The 21,260-nt window shown below is 68.3% G+C and carries 18 protein-coding genes; 8 read left to right on the forward strand and 10 right to left on the reverse strand.

The annotated features are described in order from the left end of the window. Window positions 1–216: 216 nt before the first annotated feature. Both FJV41_RS34905 and FJV41_RS34910 read left to right on the forward strand, forming a co-directional pair. Window positions 217–948, forward strand: coding sequence for a DUF7873 family protein (locus tag FJV41_RS34905; RefSeq protein ID WP_141646925.1), 732 nt, complete (start codon window positions 217–219; stop codon window positions 946–948). Window positions 949–1,469: 521 nt separating this feature from the next. After that, window positions 1,470–2,123, forward strand: a complete 654-nt coding sequence (locus tag FJV41_RS34910; protein WP_181791143.1) for a tetratricopeptide repeat protein — start codon at window positions 1,470–1,472, stop codon at window positions 2,121–2,123. Between the two features lie 17 nt (window positions 2,124–2,140). Here FJV41_RS34910 and FJV41_RS34915 read toward each other — a convergent pair whose 3' ends face one another. Continuing rightward, a complete protein-coding gene (locus tag FJV41_RS34915) occupies window positions 2,141–2,725 on the reverse strand; it encodes a TetR/AcrR family transcriptional regulator (RefSeq protein WP_246137608.1) in 585 nt (194 codons plus the stop codon). A gap of 126 nt (window positions 2,726–2,851) precedes the next feature. On the opposite strand from FJV41_RS34915, the gene FJV41_RS34920 reads away from it, so the two are divergent. Beyond that, on the forward strand, window positions 2,852–3,667 hold the full coding sequence (locus tag FJV41_RS34920) for an SDR family NAD(P)-dependent oxidoreductase (protein WP_141646927.1): 816 nt from the start codon (window positions 2,852–2,854) through the stop codon (window positions 3,665–3,667). Between the two features lie 159 nt (window positions 3,668–3,826). Continuing rightward, window positions 3,827–7,237 (forward strand): Ig-like domain-containing protein, encoded by a 3,411-nt coding sequence (locus FJV41_RS34925; protein ID WP_141646928.1) that lies wholly within the window; start codon window positions 3,827–3,829, stop codon window positions 7,235–7,237. Window positions 7,238–7,329: 92 nt separating this feature from the next. Here the strand turns inward: FJV41_RS34925 and FJV41_RS34930 are convergent, their stop codons facing one another. The 3 genes from FJV41_RS34930 to FJV41_RS34940 all read right to left on the reverse strand — a co-directional run bounded on the left by FJV41_RS34930 (window position 7,330) and on the right by FJV41_RS34940 (window position 11,564). Continuing rightward, window positions 7,330–7,926 (reverse strand): hypothetical protein, encoded by a 597-nt coding sequence (locus FJV41_RS34930; protein WP_246137609.1) that lies wholly within the window; start codon window positions 7,924–7,926, stop codon window positions 7,330–7,332. A 108-nt stretch (window positions 7,927–8,034) separates the two neighbouring features. Beyond that, entirely contained in the window at window positions 8,035–9,111 is a 1,077-nt protein-coding gene (locus tag FJV41_RS34935; RefSeq protein WP_141646929.1) for an MBL fold metallo-hydrolase, read from the reverse strand. A gap of 83 nt (window positions 9,112–9,194) precedes the next feature. After that, on the reverse strand, window positions 9,195–11,564 hold the full coding sequence (locus FJV41_RS34940) for an arylsulfatase (protein ID WP_141646930.1): 2,370 nt from the start codon (window positions 11,562–11,564) through the stop codon (window positions 9,195–9,197). Window positions 11,565–11,769: 205 nt separating this feature from the next. On the opposite strand from FJV41_RS34940, the gene FJV41_RS34945 reads away from it, so the two are divergent. Continuing rightward, entirely contained in the window at window positions 11,770–12,237 is a 468-nt protein-coding gene (locus FJV41_RS34945; protein ID WP_141646931.1) for a carbonic anhydrase, read from the forward strand. 21 nt (window positions 12,238–12,258) lie between these two features. Here the strand turns inward: FJV41_RS34945 and FJV41_RS34950 are convergent, their stop codons facing one another. The 4 genes from FJV41_RS34950 to FJV41_RS54090 all read right to left on the reverse strand — a co-directional run bounded on the left by FJV41_RS34950 (window position 12,259) and on the right by FJV41_RS54090 (window position 16,135). Next, window positions 12,259–13,734, reverse strand: a complete 1,476-nt coding sequence (locus tag FJV41_RS34950; RefSeq protein WP_141646932.1) for an amino acid permease — start codon at window positions 13,732–13,734, stop codon at window positions 12,259–12,261. A 109-nt stretch (window positions 13,735–13,843) separates the two neighbouring features. After that, window positions 13,844–14,524, reverse strand: a complete 681-nt coding sequence (locus tag FJV41_RS34955; RefSeq protein ID WP_174458949.1) for a hypothetical protein — start codon at window positions 14,522–14,524, stop codon at window positions 13,844–13,846. Window positions 14,525–14,642: 118 nt separating this feature from the next. After that, window positions 14,643–15,746: a right-handed parallel beta-helix repeat-containing protein gene (locus FJV41_RS34960; protein ID WP_246137610.1), complete on the reverse strand. Its 1,104-nt coding sequence runs from the start codon at window positions 15,744–15,746 to the stop codon at window positions 14,643–14,645. After that, window positions 15,695–16,135, reverse strand: coding sequence for a hypothetical protein (locus FJV41_RS54090; protein WP_246137611.1), 441 nt, complete (start codon window positions 16,133–16,135; stop codon window positions 15,695–15,697). Before FJV41_RS54090 ends, FJV41_RS34960 begins: the two co-directional genes overlap by 52 nt. A 468-nt stretch (window positions 16,136–16,603) precedes the next feature. Between FJV41_RS54090 and FJV41_RS34965 the strand changes: the two genes are divergently transcribed. The 3 genes from FJV41_RS34965 to FJV41_RS34975 are packed head-to-tail and all read left to right on the forward strand — an operon-like array spanning window position 16,604 to window position 19,024. Then, on the forward strand, window positions 16,604–17,218 hold the full coding sequence (locus FJV41_RS34965; RefSeq protein ID WP_141646935.1) for a hypothetical protein: 615 nt from the start codon (window positions 16,604–16,606) through the stop codon (window positions 17,216–17,218). Next, complete coding sequence (locus tag FJV41_RS34970; RefSeq protein WP_141646936.1) at window positions 17,215–18,237, forward strand: DUF2071 domain-containing protein; 1,023 nt, start codon at window positions 17,215–17,217, stop codon at window positions 18,235–18,237. The genes FJV41_RS34965 and FJV41_RS34970 overlap by 4 nt, the downstream gene beginning before the upstream one ends. A gap of 25 nt (window positions 18,238–18,262) precedes the next feature. Continuing rightward, a complete protein-coding gene (locus tag FJV41_RS34975) occupies window positions 18,263–19,024 on the forward strand; it encodes a L,D-transpeptidase family protein (protein ID WP_141646937.1) in 762 nt (253 codons plus the stop codon). Window positions 19,025–19,045: 21 nt separating this feature from the next. Here the strand turns inward: FJV41_RS34975 and FJV41_RS34980 are convergent, their stop codons facing one another. Then, window positions 19,046–19,870, reverse strand: coding sequence for a matrixin family metalloprotease (locus tag FJV41_RS34980; RefSeq protein WP_141646938.1), 825 nt, complete (start codon window positions 19,868–19,870; stop codon window positions 19,046–19,048). A gap of 89 nt (window positions 19,871–19,959) precedes the next feature. Next, on the reverse strand, window positions 19,960–21,260 hold a 1,301-nt coding region (locus tag FJV41_RS34985; RefSeq protein WP_141646939.1), incomplete at its 5' end, for an SPFH domain-containing protein.

Genomic DNA, 21,260 nt, shown 5'->3' on the forward strand with positions numbered 1-21,260 from the left:
GATGAGACCTTCGAGACCTTCCCCGTGTATTCCCTGCTGCGTCGCCGCCCCGCGTTGCTGTCCGCGCTCGCCCTGCCTGGAGGATGGGTGGCGGAGTTCGAGGACGACACGCTCGTGGGCTACGGCAAGCCCGACTGAGAATCCGGGTCCGCGTCAGGTACGCTCCGAGCGAACCGTCCTGGGCCCCCAACTCAAAAATTCGAAGACACGAACATCATGACCAAGCTCAATCAGATCATCGCCGTCGAGAAGGGCGTCAAGAACCGCTCCCAGCAGGAGCTGACGCAGGCCCACCACGACCTCCAGAAGCCGCAGCTGCTCAACGGCATCTCCCGCACCTATCAGCCCCGTGACGAAGAGGGTGAGCGCTTCCCCCCCGAGTCCACGCGCGTGCAGGTGCGCACCGACGACGTGCTGAAGAAGACGAAGGAAATCCTCACCCGGCTCTTCGACGTCACCGCCACCAAGGACCTCACCAACTGTCACGCGAAGGCGGACGTGCGTGTCGACGGCAAGGTGCTGCTCAAGGGCGCCCCCGCCACGTACCTGCTCTTCTTGGAGAAGCAGCTGGTCGACCTGCAGACCTTCGTGAAGAAGCTGCCCACGCTGGACCCGTCGGAGTCCTGGGTCCCGGACCCGGCGCAGGGCCTGTGGGCCACCGAGCCGGTGCAGACCGCGAAGACGAAGAAGGTCCCCCGCAACCACGTGAAGGCCGAGGCCACCGAGAAGCACCCCGCCCAGGTGGAGGTCTATTACGAGGACATCGTCGTCGGTTACTGGAAGACGGTGAAGTACTCGGGCGCTCTCCCCGCCGTCCGGGTCAATGAGCTGGTGGAGCGCGTGGAGAAGCTCCAGCAGGCGGTCAAGTTCGCGCGCGAGGAAGCCAACGCGGTGGAGGTCGAAGAGTTGAAGTCGGGCGAGGTTCTCCTCGGCTACCTCTTCAGCTAGACTCGGCGCGCAGTCCTTTCGGAGTACAAGCTCAAACTCAGCAGCAAGTTGACGCCGAGCGTTCCCGGGTCGCCTTCAGTGCAGGTTCGAACCCTGCCCCCGCCATCCACTCCTGCGGCGGGGTAGCCCAACTGGTAGAGGCAAGCGACGTCACGGGCCCGCGAAGCACCCCACGCTCAGATTCTCACTCCAGACTCAGCATTCGCTGTCGCAGGTCCGATCAACCGTCTTCGCCCTTCTCCCCGAGATGCTGGTGCAATTCCAGCCCGCCGCTCCACTTGCTTGCGCGGCGGTCGTTCAATCGCAGGACACGGGGCATCAGACTGAGGCGAAGTCTTAAACGTGCGGACCTCATCCATGGCAGCACCCCGAGCCCGGTCAGGAGGACACCCTGATCGGGCTCACCTATTTGTCCCGTCGAAACTTCCAGCGCGGCTGTTTCACCTGGCGGACATGTCTCGTCGTGAGGGCTCGTGTGGGGTTGCCCTCGGCGCGCGGGGCGACTTCAATGCGGAGTCGCGATGCTGTTCGGAAGCAAGACGCCGCCGTCCCGTTCGGAGCTCGTCACCGAGGCGGACCTGGCTCGCTCGAAGGGCCGGCTGAACAAGGCCATCTTGGGTTACAAGAAGGCGCTGGAGCTGGAGCCGAAGGACGCGGTGGTGCTCGGCAAGCTCGCGCCGCTGCTGGCCCGGGTGAAGCAGCCGGAGGCCGCGCTGGAGAGCTTCCGCGCGGCGGCCCAGGTCCATCTGGACAAGGGCTTCGCGGACAAGGCGCTCGCCGTCTATGCGCAGGCGGCGGAGCTGTTTCCCCTGGAGCTGGACCTCTGGCGGCAGGTGTCGCAACTCCACGTCGTGAAGGGACACCGCGCGGAGGCCGTGAAGACACTGCTCCGAGGCCGGCTCCACTTCCGTCGCGGGGCCGAGCGGCCTGGTGCCATCCTCCTGCTTCGCGAAACGCTCGCGCTGGACGCGACGTTGTTCGAGGTGAAGCTGGACCTGGCGCTCCTGCTCGCGCGACAGAAGCAGCGTGACGAAGCGCTCGCGGTGCTGGAGCCCCTGCCCGCGGAAGCGAAGAGTCGCCGCCACATGCGCAGGTTGAGGTGGACGCAGGCGCAGGTGACGCCGGGCGTGGGCACCTTCACGTCATGGCTGCGCGCATTGCTGCTGGGCCGCTGAGCGTCAGCCCTTGGCAGTCATGAGCCGTGAGCCTCCCTGGACTTGACGCTCTGCCATGCGAGCCGTGGCAGCTGGCCTCGCATCCATGAGGGCTCCAGCGGAGCGCCCGCGAGGAAACGGCGGCAGGCCTCGTGACTCGGGCCGAGCAGCACGACATCCAGCAGTAGCGGCGGCCACGGCGGCAGCGAGCCCTCCGCGATGAAGCGCCCGAAGTGCTGGATGATGGGCGCGAGCAGCTCCGCCTTGCGCGCGGTGAGCGCTCCCGCCGCGTGCGTCCCCAGCTCCATCGCCATCGCCTGGTACATGAAGCGCCCTTCATCCCGGTGGGCGAAGATCCACTCCAGGTGGCCATCCACCAAGGCCACCACGGCCGCCTCCGCCGTGGCGGTGGGCAACACGCGCTCCGACAGGTGCGTGAAGAGGCGCTCGAAGGTGCGAATCAGCAACGCCAGCGTCAGGTCCGGCAGCCCGTCGAAGAGGTGGTAGACGCTCGACGGGCTCGCCCCCGCGGCCTTGCGAATCTCCTCGATGCCCGTGCTGAGAACGCCCCGCTCCGCGAAGCAGTGCAGCGCCGCATCCAGCAAGGCATCGCGTCGCTTCACCCCGTCCCGTCGTGCTGGCCCCATCGCCCTACCCTATGCGCTGCCCCCTCCTTGGGTCATCAAACCCCAGACCCTCGAATTGGAACATTCTTCCAATTAATGAACAGGGCTGGCAGGCTGGTGTCCATGGCCGACCTCATCCTCACTGGAGCGTCGCGTGGCATCGGTCACGCGCTGGCAAAGGCCCTCGCGAAGTCGACGGAGGACCGACTCATCCTGGTTGCTCGGGACCGGGCCCGATTGGACGCGCTGGTGCTCTCCATCCAGCAGGACGGCGGGCAGGCGCTCGCCGTGCCTGGAGACCTTTCCTCTCTCGCGGCTGCGCGCGACCTGGGGCGGCGATTGGTGGCCGTCGTGCGCCCCGAGTCCACGCTGGTGCACAACGCGGGCGTGTGGCCATCGCGACGGGAGCTGACGCCGGACGGGCTGGAGCGGGCGTTCGTGGTGAATCATGCCGCGCCGTGGGTGATGCAGCAGGCGTTGCTCGACGCGGGCCGGCTGCGCCGCATCCTGCTGGTGAGCGCGGGACTGTTGGTGAAGGGCCGGTTCGACGCGGCGCGCACACCCATGGGTGAGGACTTCTCCAGCATCCGGACCTACTGCGACACCAAGCTCGGCTTCGCACTCGCGATGCGCGACGTCGCCACCGAACATCCGGAGCTGGACGTGCTCGTGATGCATCCGGGTGTCGTGCGCACCGACCTGGGTGCGCGCACGGGGCCCGTGGGCTGGCTTCTCTCGCTCGTGAAGCGCGGCTGGGAGTCGCCAGAGGTCTGCGCCGAGCGCCTCGTCCGAGTCCTCTCCAGGGGGCGCTGGTCTCCTCCGGGACAGGCCTCCTGGTCGATGGAGGAAACAGAGCACCCCTGGCCCGCGGTGACGGAGGATGTCGCCACGCGGCGCGCCGTGCGCGAGGTCCACGCACGACTGTTCCCGGGCACTTGAGGCCCGCGAGGCCGCGGGCTCGTCCCGCGCGGAGGACGACTCGTCACCGGCGCCGGAGCTTCCGTCACATCCCCGCCCTCACTGTCGACACGTCCCGCTACGACACCGTGCTCCAGCGCCTCCGGTGTTCGCCGGCGGCCCGTAGCGAGGAGCGTGTCCATGCATCGCCCGATATCCATCCGAAGCCTGTTCCTGGCGAGCGCCCTCACCCTGGCCTTCGTGCCCGGGTGTCAGGACGCCCCGCCGCCCGCTGACTCCCCTCCCGAGCCGCTGGGTGCCGCCACCCAGGGCCTCACCTGCGGCGACAGCCTCATCCCCGCGATGACGGCCGGCGATGCTCCAAGCGGGCTCGCCATCGGCTCCAGCCAGCTCAGTGCGTCCAACCCCGGCTGGATGGCGCTCGACGGCAGCGACACCACCATGTGGCTCTCCGCGAGCGGACAGGCCACGGCCTGGCTCACCTACGAGTTCTTCAACGGCCCCAAGACAGTCACGCACTACGCCATCAAGTTCTCCAACGGCACGCTCAACGCACGAGCGCCCAGGGACTGGACGCTGCAGGGCTGGTCCGGCACCGCGTGGAACACGATTGACTCGCGCACACTCCAGACGAACTGGGGAGGCACCGAGCAGCGCGAGTTCGCCGTCGCATCTCCCACGGCCTACAGCAAGTACCGCCTGGTGGTGACGGAGGACAACGCGGCCGGCACGGGCGTGGACGTCCTCTCCATCGGGAAGCTGAGCTTCTACAACTGCGCCTGCGCCGCCAGCGTCAACCAGGTACCGGACATGACGAGCGCGACCGCGCCCTCCGGCATCGTCACCGCCTCGGGGGTCATCGACGCGGAGCCGGAGTACGACGCATGGAAGGCGTTCGACAGCGTGGCCACCGGAGCATCCATGTGGATCTCCGCCATCAAGCAGACTCCCGCGTGGTTGGCCTACGAGTGGACGGACGGTCCTCGCATCGTCAGCCGGTACGCCATCAAGTACGCCAACGGAGACATCACCACGCGCGCGCCGAAGAACTGGACCTTCCAGGGCTGGAACGGCAGCGCATGGGTGACGGTGGACACGCGCATCGACGAGATGAACTGGTTGGGCGCGGAGCGGCGCGAGTACACGCTCAGCACCCCGAGGACGTTCAGCAAGTTCCGGCTGAACGTGACGGACGACAATGACTCCCGCACCGGGGTCGAGGTCATCTCCCTGGCACGGCTGGAGCTGCTCGGCTGCGTGCGCGACACGGTGGCGCCCATCGTCCCGGTATTCACGGGCTTCACGCCGGCCTCTCCCAGCACGCAGACCAGTACGACTCTCGCCGGCACCACGGAGGCGGGAGCCACCGTGCGGCTCTTCTCCGGAAGCAGCTGCGCCGGAAGCCCCCTCGCGAGCGTGACGGCCACCGCCACGGGCACCTTCACCCGCCCCTTCACCATGACGGCCAACACCACGAGCACCTTCTCCGCGAAGGCGGAGGACGCCGTGGGCAACATCTCCGCGTGCTCCGCCGCCATCAGCTATGTCCATGACAACATCGCCCCCACCACGCCCTTCCAGCTCGGCTTCGTCCCCAATGGAGTGGGAACGCAGCTGACGCCGCTGCTCGAAGGTCGCACCGAGGCGGGCGCGCTTGTCCGCGTCTTCCAGAACTCCAGCTGCGGAGGGACTCCGCTGACCACCACCACGGCGAACGCGACGACAGGCAACTTCAGCCTCAACCTCACCGTGGGGACCAACTCGGTGACGACGTTCTCCTTGCGAGCCGTGGATGCCGCCGGCAACACCTCCGGCTGCTCTCCGACGGTGGCGTACACGCACGACAACCTCGCGCCGCTGCCGGCCACCTTCATACCGGGACTGGTGCCCTTCCCCCAGGCGCCCTTCGTCAGCGCGGTGCGCACCCTGGCCGAGCCTCGCACGCGGGTGGTCCTCTTCTCGAACGCGGGCTGCACCACGCCCATGGGCACGGAGGTGCCGTTGGACAATGCCGGCAGCGCGATGGTGCCGCTGCTCGCCAACCAGGTCGGTGTCACCGTCTTCGCGAGGGTCCGGGACGCGGCGGGCAACCAGTCCTCCTGCACGTCCTTCACGGAGACCTGCGTCGCCGGCTTCCTGGACTGCGATGGCAATCCGGGCAACGGGTGTGAGACGTCGATGATGGAAGACGCGGCGAACTGCGGCGCGTGCGGCACCGTGTGCGGTGGCGCGGCCTCGGCGAGCGGCGTCTGCGGCGCGGGGACGTGTGGCCTCGGCTGCGCGGTGGGCACCTTCGACTGCGACGGCAACGCGGTCAACGGCTGCGAGTCCTCCACGGCCTGTACTCCGGGCGTGTGTCAGGTGACGCCGAACCGCGAGCTGCTCATCACCGACCTGTCCGTGGTGGAAGACCCGGTGCGCACCACCGGCAACGGCGTCTGGACGTTCGGCACGTTGATGCGCCGCATGAACGGCGGGCAGAACCCCTCCGAGCTGGTGCGCAACTGGCTGAAGACGTGGGAGCAGGACCAGTTCATCGAGGCCTCGTTCGTCGCCGCGCGCACGCGCATCCGCCCCGACGTGCTCGGGCCGTGGGAGTCACGCAGCGGCGGTCCCACCGCACAACTCGACTTCAACACGGCGCCATTCCGACTGCTCGCCATCGTCAACCGCATCGACCTGCGCAGCGAAGGTACGCACTCAGGTGAGGGCCGCTTCGTCTTCGGCGTCACCACACCCACGGGCCAGCCGCTGCCGTTCACCGTCATCCTCGAATACATGCTGCCCGGCGATGGGCCGGAGGACATCCAGCGCTGGGCCCGTGACTGGCACGAGTTGGGCACGCTGAGCCTCGGCACGCCCGCGTTCAACACGAAGCTCCAGGCGCTCACGGACCGCTTCACCCAGTCGTTCGTGGCACCCGGCCACTTCATGGGCAGCGCCATCCATCAGGTGCGTACCAACGAGAACGCGCTGGACCCGCTGTGGGAGCTGCGCGAGTTCCACTTCGGGCCCACCGGCCTGGCGCCCGCTCCCGTGGCCCTCACGCCGGAGCTCTTCCACGCCGGTTCGCCCCTGGTGTCGGACTACGTGCAGCAGAACGTGGTGCCCCTCATGAACGGCACCCACGAGGTGCCGGCCTTCTTCGAGGGACAGCCCTTCCTCGCGGGCTCCGCGCTCACGCCGTTCTTCTTCTTCTGGGACGCGCCGGGCGCGGACCCCGAGGCCCGGCATCGCTTCTCCCTGAACACGTGCAACGGCTGCCACGCGGGGGAGACGCAGACCCCCTTCCTGCACATCTTCCCGCGCTCGGCCGGTAGCGCCTCGGGCCCATCGCCCTTCATGGTCAGCCAGGCGCCGATTCCTGACCCCGTGAACTCCTCCATCACCCGCGTCTTCGACGACCTGGGCCGGCGAGACGACGACCTGGAGACCCTGGTGTGCGGAGCACCGCAGGGCTTCCAGGCGATGACGGGCTCCGTGGGTGAGGCCCTGCTCGCGCCGCGCTCACTGAGCAGCGCGAAGAACCTGGACGCGGCCGTGCCGGGCTTCCCGCCCCGCTCGAACCTGCCTCCGGGCCGCGTCCACTGAGACGCGCCGGACACACGAAGTGAATGGGCCGGGCTCCACCAAGGCGCGTGGAGTCCGGCCCGAATCATGTCCAAAGGACATCACGCGCTGGCTCAGAAACTCCCGAGCATCCAGGCACTGCCCACGAGGATGGAGACCGTGGACGCCACACGAGGCACATGCGTCGCCAGCTTGGAGGAGAACTGCTTGATGCGGGAAAAGGCGGCGATGCTCGCGGTGAGCGCGGACATGGCCAGCGTGCTGCCGATGGAGAACCCGCCCAGGTAGAGGGCCTGCTCCGGCGCCGTGCCCGACACCGCGATGGGGAGCAGCAACACCAGCGCGGAGGCCCCCGTCAGACCGTGCACCAGCCCCACGGCGAGCACGCCTCGGGACGCCAGGGCCTCATCGCCCGAGCCCAGCTTCCGCCGCAGTCCCCAGACGCCCATCCCCAGCAGCGCGAGTCCCGCGAGGCGTTCGGCCCAGCGATCAACGGACTCCAGATGCACCGCGGACAGGAGCACCAGCAGGACTCCCGCGGCGATCAGGGTGCCGAGCCCATGGCCGAATCCCCACAGCAGCCCCACCCGCCACGCGCCCCGACGACGTCCCACCGAAAGAGGGGCGAGACTCAGCAGGTGGTCCGGTCCCGCCAGTGCGTGCAGCGCACCTGAACCAACAGCCGCGAGCGCGATGAGGGGCATGGACATGGTGGTATCCACCTGCTGAGGGAGAGATGCCCATCCCCCCGCCCGCGTTCCAAGACATCGACTCAGGGGTCCCGCGAAGCCCCGCCGCCCGGTCGATGGAACGCCCGCCTACCCGCCCAGGACGGGCCCTGGGGCCAGCACTCCCGCCGAGACTTCCCGCCACCAGGGCGTGGCCTGCTCCAGGCGCAGGGGCTCGCTCGCGGCCCCCAGGCGAGGCGTGAAGAGCCGGACCTGCTGCTCGGAGGCCAGCCGGAGCAGCGTCTCCGCGGGCTCGTCCCATGCGTGCAGGGCCAGGTTGAAGGTGCCCCAGTGCACCGGCATCAACCGGCCGCCCCCGAGCATCTCGTGGGCCTTGAGCGCGTTCTCCGGTCCCAGGTGGATGGTGCCCCAGCTCGGATGAAAGGCACCCACCTCCAGCATCACCAGGTCGAACGGACCATGGCGCCGCCCCACTTCGCGCAGCTCCTCCGTCAGCCCCGTGTCGCCACTGAAGAAGAGGCGGTGCTTGTCACCCTCCAGCACCCAGGACGCCCACAGCGTCCGGTTCCGGTCGCCCAAGCCGCGCCCGGAGAAGTGCTGCGACGGCGTGGCGGTGAGTGTCACCGGTCCCACCGGGGTCCGCTCCCACCAGTCCAGCTCGGTGATCAGCTCCGGCGCGACACCGTAGGCCTCCAGGTGGGCCCCCACGCCCAGGGCCGTGACGAACGGAACGCGCCGCTTCGCCAGGGCCTGGATGGTGGGCCGGCACAGGTGGTCATAGTGGTCGTGCGACAGCAGCACCACGTCCAGCTCCGGCAACGCGTCCAGGGACACCGGCGCCTCGTGGAAACGCCGAGGCCCGGCGAAGGACATGGGCGAGGCACGCTCGCCGAACACGGGGTCCGTCAGGATGCGCGCGCCGTCCAGCTCCAGCAGCATCGTGCTGTGCCCCAGCCACGTCACTCGCAGGCCGGTGTCGGGCCTCCGCCCCCAGGCTTCCAGCGGGTTCTCCAAGGGCAACGGCCCCGGAGGCGTGCGCTGCGCACCCCCGAAGAAGTACTCGCCGAGCAACGGCAGGGGGTTGCCCTGGATGCCAGGGTGCACGGGCGCGGTGTTGCGGAACCGACCCTCCGCGAACTGGCGGGAGGCGCTCACCCGCTCGAGTCGCAGCCCCGAGATATGCCCACCACGGCTGGAAGAAGACATGTCGTCGTGTCTAACGCCTTGGCTCGATTCTGGCCACCCCACCAGGAGGACGAGCGATGGGTCGCCCTCCCGGCGGGTGGTAGTCAGTCCAGTCGGACGTGCTGCTCCAACCGCTCCTCGGGCGTCAGCTCGCGGTTGGCGACCTCCAGATCGAAGTCAAAGGTGGCGTACTCGATGCGGCCCGTGAAGGGGAACGTCCCCCGGTCCAGGTACCCGCGGCTCACGGGCGAACGGGAGTCCATTCCGACATCCATGCACTCGGTGCTGAAACGCCCGCGACACTGGCGCGGAATCGCCACGTGGCCCACGTCCTTGCCGTTGATGGAGATGCGTGCCGACGCGGGGCCGCCCAGCGTGTCGGACTCATTGGTGAACGCGAGCTTCAGCTCCACCCGACCCGTGGGGACCTCGATGTCCGATACGGCCTCGTGCCGCTCCATGTCGAAGAAGTTGTAGTGGTACACGAGCCGCCGGTCCTTCACGTACAGCGACCAGCCGCCCATGTCTCCGCCCACGCAGACCAGCACGCCCTCGGTGCCCTCCGAGGGAAGGTCCGCTCCGACGGTGAGCGTGTAGCTGATGTTGTTCGTCTTCGGCGCGCTGCCCTCCGGCAGATAGGTCATGCCCGAGTAGAACGTGACGCGCTTGCGCCCGTAGAACCAGCTCGGGCGGAGCGTCACGTCCGCGCGCTCGATGAACCGGTCATCCAGGGGCAGTACGTCGTACTTCGCCGCCTCCACCATGAACAGGTCCTGGAGCTCGCGCAGCTTCTCGGGATGTCGGGCCGCGACGTCCACCGCCTGACTGTAGTCGCCCCGGAGGTCATAGAGCTCCCAGCGGTCCTTGGCGAAGTCCGCCGTCCCCACCGTCTGCCACGGCAACCGGCCATGTCGGCATGAGGCCATCCAGCCATCGCGATACAGCGCCCGGTTGCCGAACATCTCGAAGTACTGGGTGGTCCGCGTGCTCGGAGCGTCCTCGGCCTTTTCATCGAAGGTGTACGCCAGGCTGACGCCCTCGATGGGCTTCTGCGGCGTGCCCTTCATCATCGTCGGCTCGGTGATGCCGATGACCTCCAGCAACGTGGGCGCGATGTCGATGATGTGGTGGAACTGGAAGCGCGAGCCACCTCCCTCGGTGATTTCGCGAGGCCACGAAACAATCATCGGGTTGCGCGTGCCACCGAAGTGCGAGGCCACCTGCTTCGTCCACTGGAACGGCGTGTCGCCCGCCCAGGCCCAGCCCACCGGGTAGTGCGGCGACGTGCCCGGCAGGCCTATCTCGTCCTGTCGGTCCAGGAGCTGCTGGAGGTCGGGCGCGTACCCTCCCAGCGTCAGCATCTCGTTGAGGGTGCCCGTGAGCGTGCCCTCCGCGCTCGAGCCATTGTCTCCGATGATGTAGAGCACGAGCGTGTTCTCCAGCTCACCCAGGTCGTCGAGTGCCTGGACGACTCGGCCCACCTCGTGGTCCGCGTGGGACAGGAAGTCCGCGTAGTTCTCCGCCATGCGACTGAAGAGCTGCTTCTGCTCGTCGTCGAAGGAGTCCCAGGCCGGAATCTCCGCGGGGCGCGCGGTGAGCTTCGCGTCGGGAGGAACCACGCCCAGCTCTATCTGCCGCTTGAACACCTCCTCGCGATAGGCGTCCCAGCCCTGGTCGAACTTCCCCTGATGCCGGCCTCGCCAGTCGAGTGGTGGCTGGTGCGGCGCATGGCCCGCGCCGGGTGCGAAATAGAGGAACAGCGGACGCTGTGGGGCAATCGACTTCTGCTGGCGCATCCACCCGATGCAGTCATCCGCGAGGTCTCGCGTGAGCTGATAGCCCTCCTCGGGCGTCCGGCCGGCCTCCACGGGCTCCGTGCCCCGATAGAGCGCGGGACGGAACTGGTCCGTCTCACCGCCGATGAAGCCGTAGAAGTAGTCGAAGCCCCGCTGCGTGGGCCAGTTGTCGAACGGCCCCGCCGCGCTCGTCTGGTTGTCGGGGACGTTGTGGTTCTTCCCCCACCAGGCCGTGCCGTAACCGTTCTGTTGGAGGGTCTCCGCGATGGTTCCACAGCTCTTGGGGATGATGCCCGTGTAGCCGGGGTAGCCCGTGCCTATCTCGCCGATGACTCCCGACGCGGCGCTGTGGTGGTTGCGGCCGGTGAGCAACGCGGCCCGCGTGGGCGAGCAGAGCGCGGTGGTGTGGAACTGGCAATACTTCAACCCGCTCCGCGCGAGCCGCTCGGCCGTCGGCATCGCGACCCGTCCGCCGAACGCGCTGGACCACCCATAGCCCACGTCGTCCAGCAGCACGAGCAGCACGTTGGGCGCGCGCTCTGGCGCGTTCGGCTGGCGCGGGAAGTCGGGCTTCGAGTCCTGATAGGTCAGCCCGATCTTCGCTTTCGAGAAGCGGTACTCCGGGCCTGGGTAGACGTGGCGATCCACCTTCCGAGGGAACCGAGGCTTCCTGGCCATCGCACGAGTCCTTGCTGCGCCGGGCGCAAAGAAAACCGAGGGCACGGCACCATGGAGACAGGTGGGCCCCCCTGGACGCGCCTTCAAGCCACCCCCGAGCGCCGCCCAGCCCCCGGGCCTGTGTCCACCCCCTGGACGACGGGGAGGAACAGCCAGGCACGCATCCGCTCGAACCCTGGGAGGTGAAACCCGCTAGGGTGCCGCCATGATCGACGAGAAGCCGTTCGTCTCCCGCCACCGCTACGAGCACCACCATCCGACGGTGCTCGCCATCTATTGCTCAGATGGACGCTTCACGGATGCCGTGGAGGACCTCGCCACCCACCTGGGCCATGAGCGCATCGATACGCTGACCATCCCCGGTGGTCCCGCGCTCCTCAACCGCTGGGTGGCTGACTATCTGGAGAGCGACACCATCACCCGCGCGGCCCGCTTCCTCATCATCGGCCACCACATCGAGGAGGTCCTCCTGCTCGCTCACGCCAACTGCGGCTACTACCAGTCCCGTCACGGAACGATGGGGCCGGAGTTCATCGCGGAGCAGCAGGTCCAGGATCTGCGTCACGCCGCCGAGCAGCTCCAGAAGGAGCACACCGGCATCCGCGTGCGCCCCTTCTTCGTCCACCCGGAAGCGGAGCGCATCCACTTCAAGCCCGTGGCCCTCCACGACTGAGGCCGCGGACGACCCTCTGGCTCAGCGCGAGTCCGTCCGCCCCGCCGCCTCCGCTTGCCCCACGCGGGAGTGCTTGCGGCCGTAGCCGAAGTAGATGACCAACCCCAGCGCGAGCCAGAGGATGAGGCGTATCCAGGTCTCCGTGCCAAGGCCCAGCATCAGGGCCGTGCAGACGAGGATGCCCAGGATGGGGACCACGGGCACGAAGGGCGTCCGAAAGGGCCTGGGCAGATCCGGCCGCGTGTAGCGCAACACGAGGATGCCCGCACAGACGACCACGAACGCGAATAGCGTTCCGATGGAGACGAGGTGCCCGAGCAACCCGATGGGAAACAGCCCCGCCACCACCATGGACACGGCTCCGGTGATGAGCGTGGACACATAGGGCGTGCGGAAGCGCGGATGGATGCGGCCGAAGAACGGTGGCAACAACCCGTCGCGCGACATGGCGAAGAAGATGCGCGGCTGCCCCATCAACATGACGAGCACCACGGACGCCAGTCCCGCGATGGCCCCCACCCCGACGATGGGACGGAGCCATTGCAGGGCCGGGCCCCCCTCGGAGATGGCCACGTACACGGGCTCGGGCACGTTCAGCGTGCGGTACGGCGCCAGGCCCGTCATCACCGCCGCCATCAGGACGTAGAGCACCGTGCACACGATGAGCGAGCCGAGGATTCCCGTGGGCAGGTCCTTCGACGGGTTCTTCGTCTCCTGCGCGGCCGTCGAGACGGCGTCGAAGCCGATGTACGCGAAGAAGATGACGCCCGCTCCCGACAGCACCCCGCTCCAGCCAAACTCTCCGAAGCGCCCGGTGTTGGGAGGGATGAAGGGCGTCCAGTGCTCTCGCTCGACGTGGAAGGCGCCGAAGACGATGACGAGCAGGACGATGGCGACCTTCACGAAGACGATGATGTTGTTGACGCGCGCCGACTCGTGGATGCCGACGACGAGCAGCACCGTGAGCACGCCCACCAGCAGCACCGCCGGAAGGTTGATGAGCGCTCCGGTGGCGTGAGGGATGAGCGAGCCCGGCGCGGTGTCGAACGGAGCATTCGCCAAGGCCGCCGGCAGCTGCCACCCCACGTAGTCGCGAAGGAAGGCCGTCAAGTAGCCGGACCACCCCACCGCCACGGCCGAGGACGCGAAGAGGTACTCCAGCATCAGGTCCCAGCCGATGATCCACGCCACCAGCTCGCCCAGCGTGGCGTAGCCGTACGTGTACGCGCTGCCGGCAACGGGAATCATCGAGGCGAACTCCGCGTAGCACAGCCCCGCGAAGAGACAGCCGACCCCGGCCAGGACGAACGACAGGACGATGGCGGGCCCCGCGTGCTGCGCCGCCGCCGTCCCCGTCACGACGAAGATGCCCGCGCCGATGATGGCCCCGATTCCCAGCAACGTCAGCTGGAACCCATTGAGGGTGCGGTGCAGCTCATGCCCCGCGCCATCCTCGTCCTGGAGCCTCGCGAGGCTCTTCTTCGACCAGATTCCCACGGGCGGCAGTCAATGCCGGCCCGCGAGCATTCGGAAGCACGGACAGCGGCGCTCGTCGGCAAGTGTCACCCGGCGAGCGAATCGCCGGAGCGGCGCCCCCGGTATCGACTCAGCCGCGGCGGTGGTCGCGGCGGTCCTCACGGCGCTCGCGATGGTCCTCACGGCGCTCGCGATTGTCCTCATGAAGCTCCTGCTTTCCCTCGCGGACCTCGCGCTCCGCCAGCCGGATGAGCTCCTGGATGAGGTCCCGCTTGCGGTGCAGCGCGCCACCATTCCGGCGGCCCTCCAGCTCCGCGAGCTCCCGGGCGATGACCTGCCGAGTGCGCAGCGTGGCGGCCTCCGCCTTCACATCGCGGCGGTCATCCCGGGCATCCCGCCGGTCATCGCGGAGGTCCCGCTTGTCGTTGACGTACGCGGCCCGGCGCCCCCAGGCGGCATCGTCGCGGACCTCCCACTGCTCCGCGCGCACCTCGCGCTGGCTGCGCTGGGCCTCCCTCTGCGAGGACGACAGCTCGGTGCGGCTCTCCATCATCTCCGCGCGAAGAAGCTGGCGCAGGCGCCCTTCCACGGCATCCATCTCTCGGGTGTCACGACGCGCCCAGGCCTTGTCGAAGCGGGCCAGGACGGCCTTCAGCTCCTCCACGTCCTTCCGGTCGTCGCGAAGCTCGCGGCGGTCCTCATGCACCTCGTAACGGTCCTGCGCGCGCTCCCATTGGTTGGAGCGGGACTGGGCCTGCGCGCTTCCCGCGAAGAGAAGTCCCGCGAGCACGGCGGATGAAAAAGCGTTCATGGTGGGGGTCCTCGTGAGCGCGAAGCTCGCTTGTGTGTACAGGCCTACTGACGCGGCCTGATCCATTTTATTCGAGGCTTCGAGCCCCCGGGTGGAGACAAGGTAGGACTCGCGCCGACTACTGGGCGGCGACGGTGCAGTCGCCCGTCACATTCGGCGCGGGGTTGCCATTCACCGTGTTCCCACTGAAGACGTTGTCGCTCTCGACCACCAGCTCCACCGCGCCGCTGCCTCGGTTGCACACCACCACGCCCCCCGCCCCTGCCTGGTTGTCCAGGAAGCGGTTGTGTCGCAGGGTGACACCGCGAGTGCCAACATCCTCCACGTAGATGGCCGCCGCGGGCCCCTTCGTCACGAAGTTGTCCTCGAAGAGGTTGTCCACGATGAGGTCGTTGTTCGGCTGGAAGTAGTGCAAGGCCGCGCCGCCGCCCAGGTCGTAGATGTTCTGTGAGTTGGGCCAGGCGAGCACGGGCCTCACCGTCAGGCCGCTCCACACACTGCCCCGGAACGCCTCCAGGCCGTTGTTCCGGAAGGTGTTGCCGCGCACCACGGAGTCACGTCCGTGCGTCACGCACATCGCCCCGCCACCCGCCATGGAGGACGTGCCCGCCTGAGCGAAGCGGTCGATGTCCGACGTGCGGTTGCCTTCGAACAGCGTGCCCTCCACGCGAGAGCCCACGGTGAACATCAGGTCCAGCGCGCCGCACTTCGCCGCGGACACGTTGTCGCGGAACACGGAGTTCCGAATCGTCACCGGCCCCGGGTAGTAGGCCCACAGCGCGCCACGCGTCCAGTCTCGGTCGCCGTTGTATTCGTTCTTGCGCACCTTCTCGAAGACCATGTGGTCGAAGACGGGGTGTCCGTCTCCCACGGAGTTGTCTCCATAGAAGTTCATGCCCCACCAGCCATACGGGTTCGTCGAGGTGAGCAGCACGGGCTTGTCCGCCGTGCCACTCACCTGGATGCCGCCGTACACACGCACTTCCACGCGGCCCTTCTGGTGGTTCATCACGCTGTCCGGCGCACCCGCCGCGACATCGGCCTCCGTCACCTCCGGGCGCCCCTTGAAGTCGAGGATGACGCCGGGCTGCACCTTGAGGACCTGTCCCTTCGGAATCGTGACGACGCCCTGGGCATTGCCGATGACCCGGTAGGGGGAGCCCGCCACCGTCAGCGTCCCGGACAACGTGCCCGTGACGACCGTGCCGCCATCCGTCGGCACCTCGACGGGCCCCGCATCCTGGCCTGCGTCCAGGCCACCATCCGAAGCACCACCATCCGTCCCAGCATCGGCTCGGCCCGCATCCACGGGGTCAGGACCACTGCCACCGTCCACGCCGGAGTCGCCTCCATCCGAGGTCCCAGGGCCAGCGTCGCGCTCAGGTTCGCCACCAGCATCGCGCTCCGGTTCGCCGCCAGCGTCACGTTCGGGCTCTCCACCGGCATCGCGCTCGGGCTCTCCACCGGCATCACGCTCGGGCTCTCCACCAGCATCGCGCTCGGGCTCTCCACCAGCATCACGCTCGGGCTCTCGACCAGCGTCGCGTTCGGGCTCGCCACCGGCGTCACGTTCGGGTTCTCCGCCAGCATCGCGCACGAGCCCGCCACCATCCTCCACTCCCACGCCGTCTTCAGGGTCCGTCGACGAATCTTCGCCGGAACAAGCAAAGGCACTCACCGAGAGAGACACGGCGACGACGCTGGCAATCAAGAAGGAAAACGAAGATGTCTTCATAGGCGGGCTGGCAGGTAACACGAGCAGGAGTCAGCCACCATTGCATGAGGGTCCCATCCCATGCGGACCAACCTTCGCTCCGAATTCCTGCACGAAGGTACATGCCCGCCTCACGCGCCAGGCACTTCCCCACCCCCGCGGTCGGGCTTCCCTCCTACAGTGTCTCGTACATGCCGCGCACTCACCTCACCTGCATGGTCGGTTTTCATGCACCAGGTGGAGACATCCCCTGCACTGAAGCCTGCTCCCTCGCTTCGCCACGCCGTGGCTGACGTGCCGGGTCTGGAATCCGACCGCGAACGGGACGCCTTCCTCGCCGGGGGTCGCGTAGACTCCGCGCCACGATGAACCGCGAAGAAGCGAATCAGGCCCTCGAGCTCATCCGCCGCGTCGTGTCCCAGGCGCGTGACGACTCGGCCCTCCAGAACTGGGGCGTCATCTGGATGCTCCATGCCTTCACCAACGCCGCGGGCTTCGCCGCCACTCAGTGGCTCTGGAATCAGGGGGACCGGACGCCCGGCACCTACGTCGTCCTCTGGAGCGCCATCCTGGCCTTCAACATCTCCAGCATCTTCCTGCTCAAGCGCGGCCAGACGGCGGGCGCGCGCTCCTTCGTCGAGCGGCAGATCTGGGCCATCTGGACCACGTTCATGGGCGGCATGGGGCTGGTGGCCCTCATCAACTGGCTGCTCGGCCTGGACCGGCTGTTCATGCCCGCGGTGGCCTGTGTGTTGTTCGCCACCGCCTTCTCGATGATGGGCGCGCTGATGGGCCGGGTGTGGTTCACGGTGGCGGCCGTCTTCGCGGTCGTCTCCCTGGTGATGACGCGCTTGCCAGAGCACGGCTTCAGCCTGCTGGCCGCGCTCTGGTTCGCGGTGCAGTTCGGCGGGGGGCTCGCGCTCCACCGCGCCCGCTTGCGCAGGCTCGCGGCCCGGACGCCCGAGGCCCGGCTGGTATGAAGCCGGAGTCGCTCGCCGCACTGGTGGCCCTCGCAACCGAGCCGTGGGGGCTGGACGAGCTGGAGCTTCACTCGCGCCTCGCGGTGGCTGGAGTGACGGACCCCGCGTCGGCGCTGCGCGCGATTGCCCTGGCGGGACTGGCTCGTGAGGAGCGACGCCGCTGGGTCCCTACGCCGTTGGGACACGAGGCCCTGCGCGAGGCCCACCTGCTCCTCGCGAGCAGCCAGGACCCGAGCCCCAGTCCCCCCGGCATGGAGGAGTGCCCGTCCGTGCCCTGGCTCACCCAGGTGCAGACACACTGGGTGGAGGCCGTCTCACTCAACTACGCGGTGGACGCGGCGCGACTCGCGCGCTTGTTGCCCGCGCCGCTCGTTCCAGAAATCCATCGCGGCACCGCGTGGGTGCAGGTGCTGATGTCGTCCCTGCGCGACATGCGTCCCCAGGGCGTGTCTCCCCTGCTGGGCGTGTGCTTCTACCAGGTGAGCTATCGGGCGGCAGTGCGCTATCGCAACGCGCGCGGGGAGTGGCGACGCGGCGGCTACTTCGTGCGCAGCGAGACGAATGACCCGGTGATGCGCCGCGTGGGCAATGCGCTGGACGAGTTCCGCTTCCACGAGTTCGGCGAGGCGCACATGGTGATGGCTCGCGAGGGTGAGCTGCTCACCGTCGCGGCGGACCCGGAGGCGGCCTTTCCCGGAGGGCGCCTCGTCGGCGTGTTCGACACCCGGCCCCAGACACACCCGCCCCAGGGCAGCGTGTGGACGGGGCTGGAGGACCTGCACGAGCCGCTGGTCGAGTGCTACGACGCGCTCGGTGTTTCGGGCGACTTCGTCTACGTCCTCACCATCGACCGTGCCCCGTGGAACGCCCGCTTCTGCACCCCGGTGGAGCTGTACTGCGAGTACTTCGAGGAGGGCCCTCTCGCCCCGGGAGCGCGCCTGGACTCGGTCCTCCACCTCACGGAGTGTGCCTACCGCTGGCGGCCTCTTCGCAGGGAACGACATACCGTGGAACCGTGAGCGACCCGGCGGAGTCCAACGCGCGATGAAGACCTCCCTCGCAATCGTCGCCGGCTTCCTTGGCGCCCTTCTCTCCCTGAGCGCCCACGCAGGGGACCGCGTCGCCACCGCTCGCGCCTCGCGGATGAAGGACGTCACGGCCCTCTTCGCCACCGCCGGGACACCCTGGCCCACGGACCAGCTCTATATCCGGGCCTTCAAGCACGAAAAGGAGCTGGAGGTCTGGGCGGGGCCCAAGGAGGGTCCGCTGGTGAAGGTGAAGACGTACCCCTTCTGCGCCGCCTCGGGAGAGCTGGGGCCCAAGCGTCGCGAGGGCGACCTCCAGGTCCCGGAAGGGTTCTACACGCTCGACCTCTTCAACCCGGTGAGCAACTTCCACCTCTCCGTGCGGGTCAGCTATCCCAACACGGCGGACAAGCACCACCAGAAGCCGGGCGTCCGGCTGGGCGGCAACATCTTCGTGCATGGCAACTGCGTGAGCATCGGGTGCATCGCCATCGAGGATGGCCCCATCGAGGAGCTCTACCTCATGGCGCTGGACACGCGCGCCCGGACGAAGCGGGACGCGCCCATCCACATCTTCCCGCGCAGGCTCGACGCGGCGGGGATGGCGGCGCTGGAGAAGCAGGCAGGCGCGGACACCTCGCTGGTGTCGTTCTGGAAGAGCCTCCAGCCCGCGTACACCCTCTTCGAGGAGAGCCGCCAGGTGCCTCGCACCTCGGTCGTCGCGAAGACGGGAGCCTATGTCGTGACACCCGCGACGAAGGCCCCTCGCGCGGGACGATGACCGCGCGAAGGGCCCGGCACGTCAGAGCGGATACAGGAACCCCACCGCCGTCTCGTCCTGGGCGCTCAACACCAGGTCTCCCGCCGTCACACCGCACGAGTAATTGACCATCACCGAGTTGGGATCCGGGGTCTCCGTCAGCATGCACGTGCCCGTGGTCCGCGGACAGAGCACGCTGCCCGGCTCATGCACGAAGCCCAGCACATGCCCCAGTTCGTGCCGCAGGAGGCCCCTGAGCGTCAAAGGGGCGATGTTCCCGAACGCGGTGTTGTCGATGAGCAGGCTCCGCGCGGAGCGGGCCGCATTCGGGAAGAACGCGCGGGCCAGATACTGGCCGCCCGTGTTGACCGGTCGGATGTCGAAGACGACGCCCTCCTGAGAGGCAATGCAGGCCCCGTCGAGCGAGCTCTCGTGGATGAAGTTCACGCCCGCCACGGCTTCCCACGCCTTCGCCGCGCTGCTCATCGCCGCGATGACGTCGGCCTGGCGCGTGCCGAAAGACCTGCTGACGCAGTACCGCAAGTCGCGCACCGCCGTGGCGCCCCACATGACGAGGACGCCATTGGGGCACCCCACGGCCAGCGCGTCCTCGCGAGTCCCCAGTCCGTCCCGTCGCACGTAACGGTCGTGGTACGCGCGCAGCGCCGTGTCGCCGTCGAACGCCAGGTCCGGCGGCACGACATAGACGTTCGAGTCGGGCTCCCGGTATGCCCTCGACTTGAACTCCTCGAAGGCCGCATCGGAGGTGCCTGCCGGCGCACCTGCCGGCTCCTGTTCGACGCTCCCGCATGCCGAGAGCAGGACGGACACTCCGAGACACAACCCCACGAAACGGACACTGCGCATGACTCCCCCTTTGACGGCTCCCAAAGCCGCCCAACCAGAAATAATAGCAAATCTGGAAGGTGACCTGGGAGCCAGGGGGGAGCTGAACTTCAATCCGGCGTGGGGTGCTCTTCTTCCGGCGTGGGGGTGGGGGCACCAGGCGGCGGAGACGCGGGCGGCTCCGTCTTCAAAACATTCACCAGGGCCATCATCTGGGCCACCAGGGTGGTCAGTCCCTGGCCGTCCTGCGCGCCGCCGGCGCCGCCGATGGACACCGAACGCAGCTCGCGAGGCTGCGGCAGCTTCTCCGCGATGGCGGGCAGCAACTCCACCAGCCGCGCCTGCACGTTGGACGCACTCAGCCCGTTGAGGATCTGCTGGCGCAGCTCCAGGTGCTCCAGCTCGACCCGGGCCTGACGGTTGGCCGCGGCGCGCTCCACGTCGTGAGCGTCCGTGCTCGCCAGCGCGGTGCGCTTGAGCCTTGCCGCCTCCACCTCCTGGTGCAGTCGCGCCAGCTCCGCCTCACCGGCCAGCCGGGCCTTCTCCAGCTCCGCGGCCTGGAGCACCGTCTGCTGCCGCTCCGTGGCCAGCTTGCGCGCGTCCTCTTCCTCGCGATGCTGTCGCCGCTGCCGCTCGGACTGCTCGCGGTCGTACGCCTGCGCGTCCTTGCTCGCCCGGAGCGCGGACAGCTCGCCATCGCTCTCCAGTTGCATGCGCTCGCGCGTCTGCTCCACCTCCAGCTCACGCTGGGCCAGCGACTCCTCCTTCCCCAACGACGCCAGCCGGGCGATGCGCTCCTGCTCGGCGCGGAACGGCGTCTGGAGGCTCTCCCACAGGCGCGCGGAGCTGACCACGGCCTCCTTGATTTGCACCGTGACGATGCGCAGCCCCAGGCCCTTATCGGTGCCTCCGCCGCCCTCCGCCACGTGCCGCAACCGGGCCGTGAGTTCCTCGATGATGGGCTGCTTGTCGGACAGCACCGCGTCGATGCTCATGGTGGCCACCTTGTCCTTGATGGCCGCCTCCGCCTGCTCGCGCAGCTGCACGTTCACCACGCGCATCGGGTCCTCCACGTCGGTGAAGTCCAGCTTGCGGTAGGCCGTGCCGAAGTCCTCGATGATCCACTGCACGTAGCCCTGCACCAACAGGCCCTGCAGCTCGCGACAGATGCAGTGCGCGTTGATGAGGATGGTCTGCATCGCCCCCGGCACCACCAGGAACGAGTCCTTCGCCGGGTCATAGGCGAACGACACCCCCAGGCCGAGCGTCAGCGGCTGCGCATGCCCACGGCGTGTCTGCACCACGTAGGCATTGGGCGGGACGACGACCGTCTTCCAGCGCCAGAAGCCGGTGATGCGCACGTCCACCGCGTTCCCCGGGCTCGCACCTCCACCACCTCCTCCTCCGCCAC

The organism is Myxococcus llanfairpwllgwyngyllgogerychwyrndrobwllllantysiliogogogochensis (assembly GCF_006636215.1).
Classification (GTDB): Bacteria; Myxococcota; Myxococcia; order Myxococcales; family Myxococcaceae; genus Myxococcus; species Myxococcus llanfairpwllgwyngyllgogerychwyrndrobwllllantysiliogogogochensis.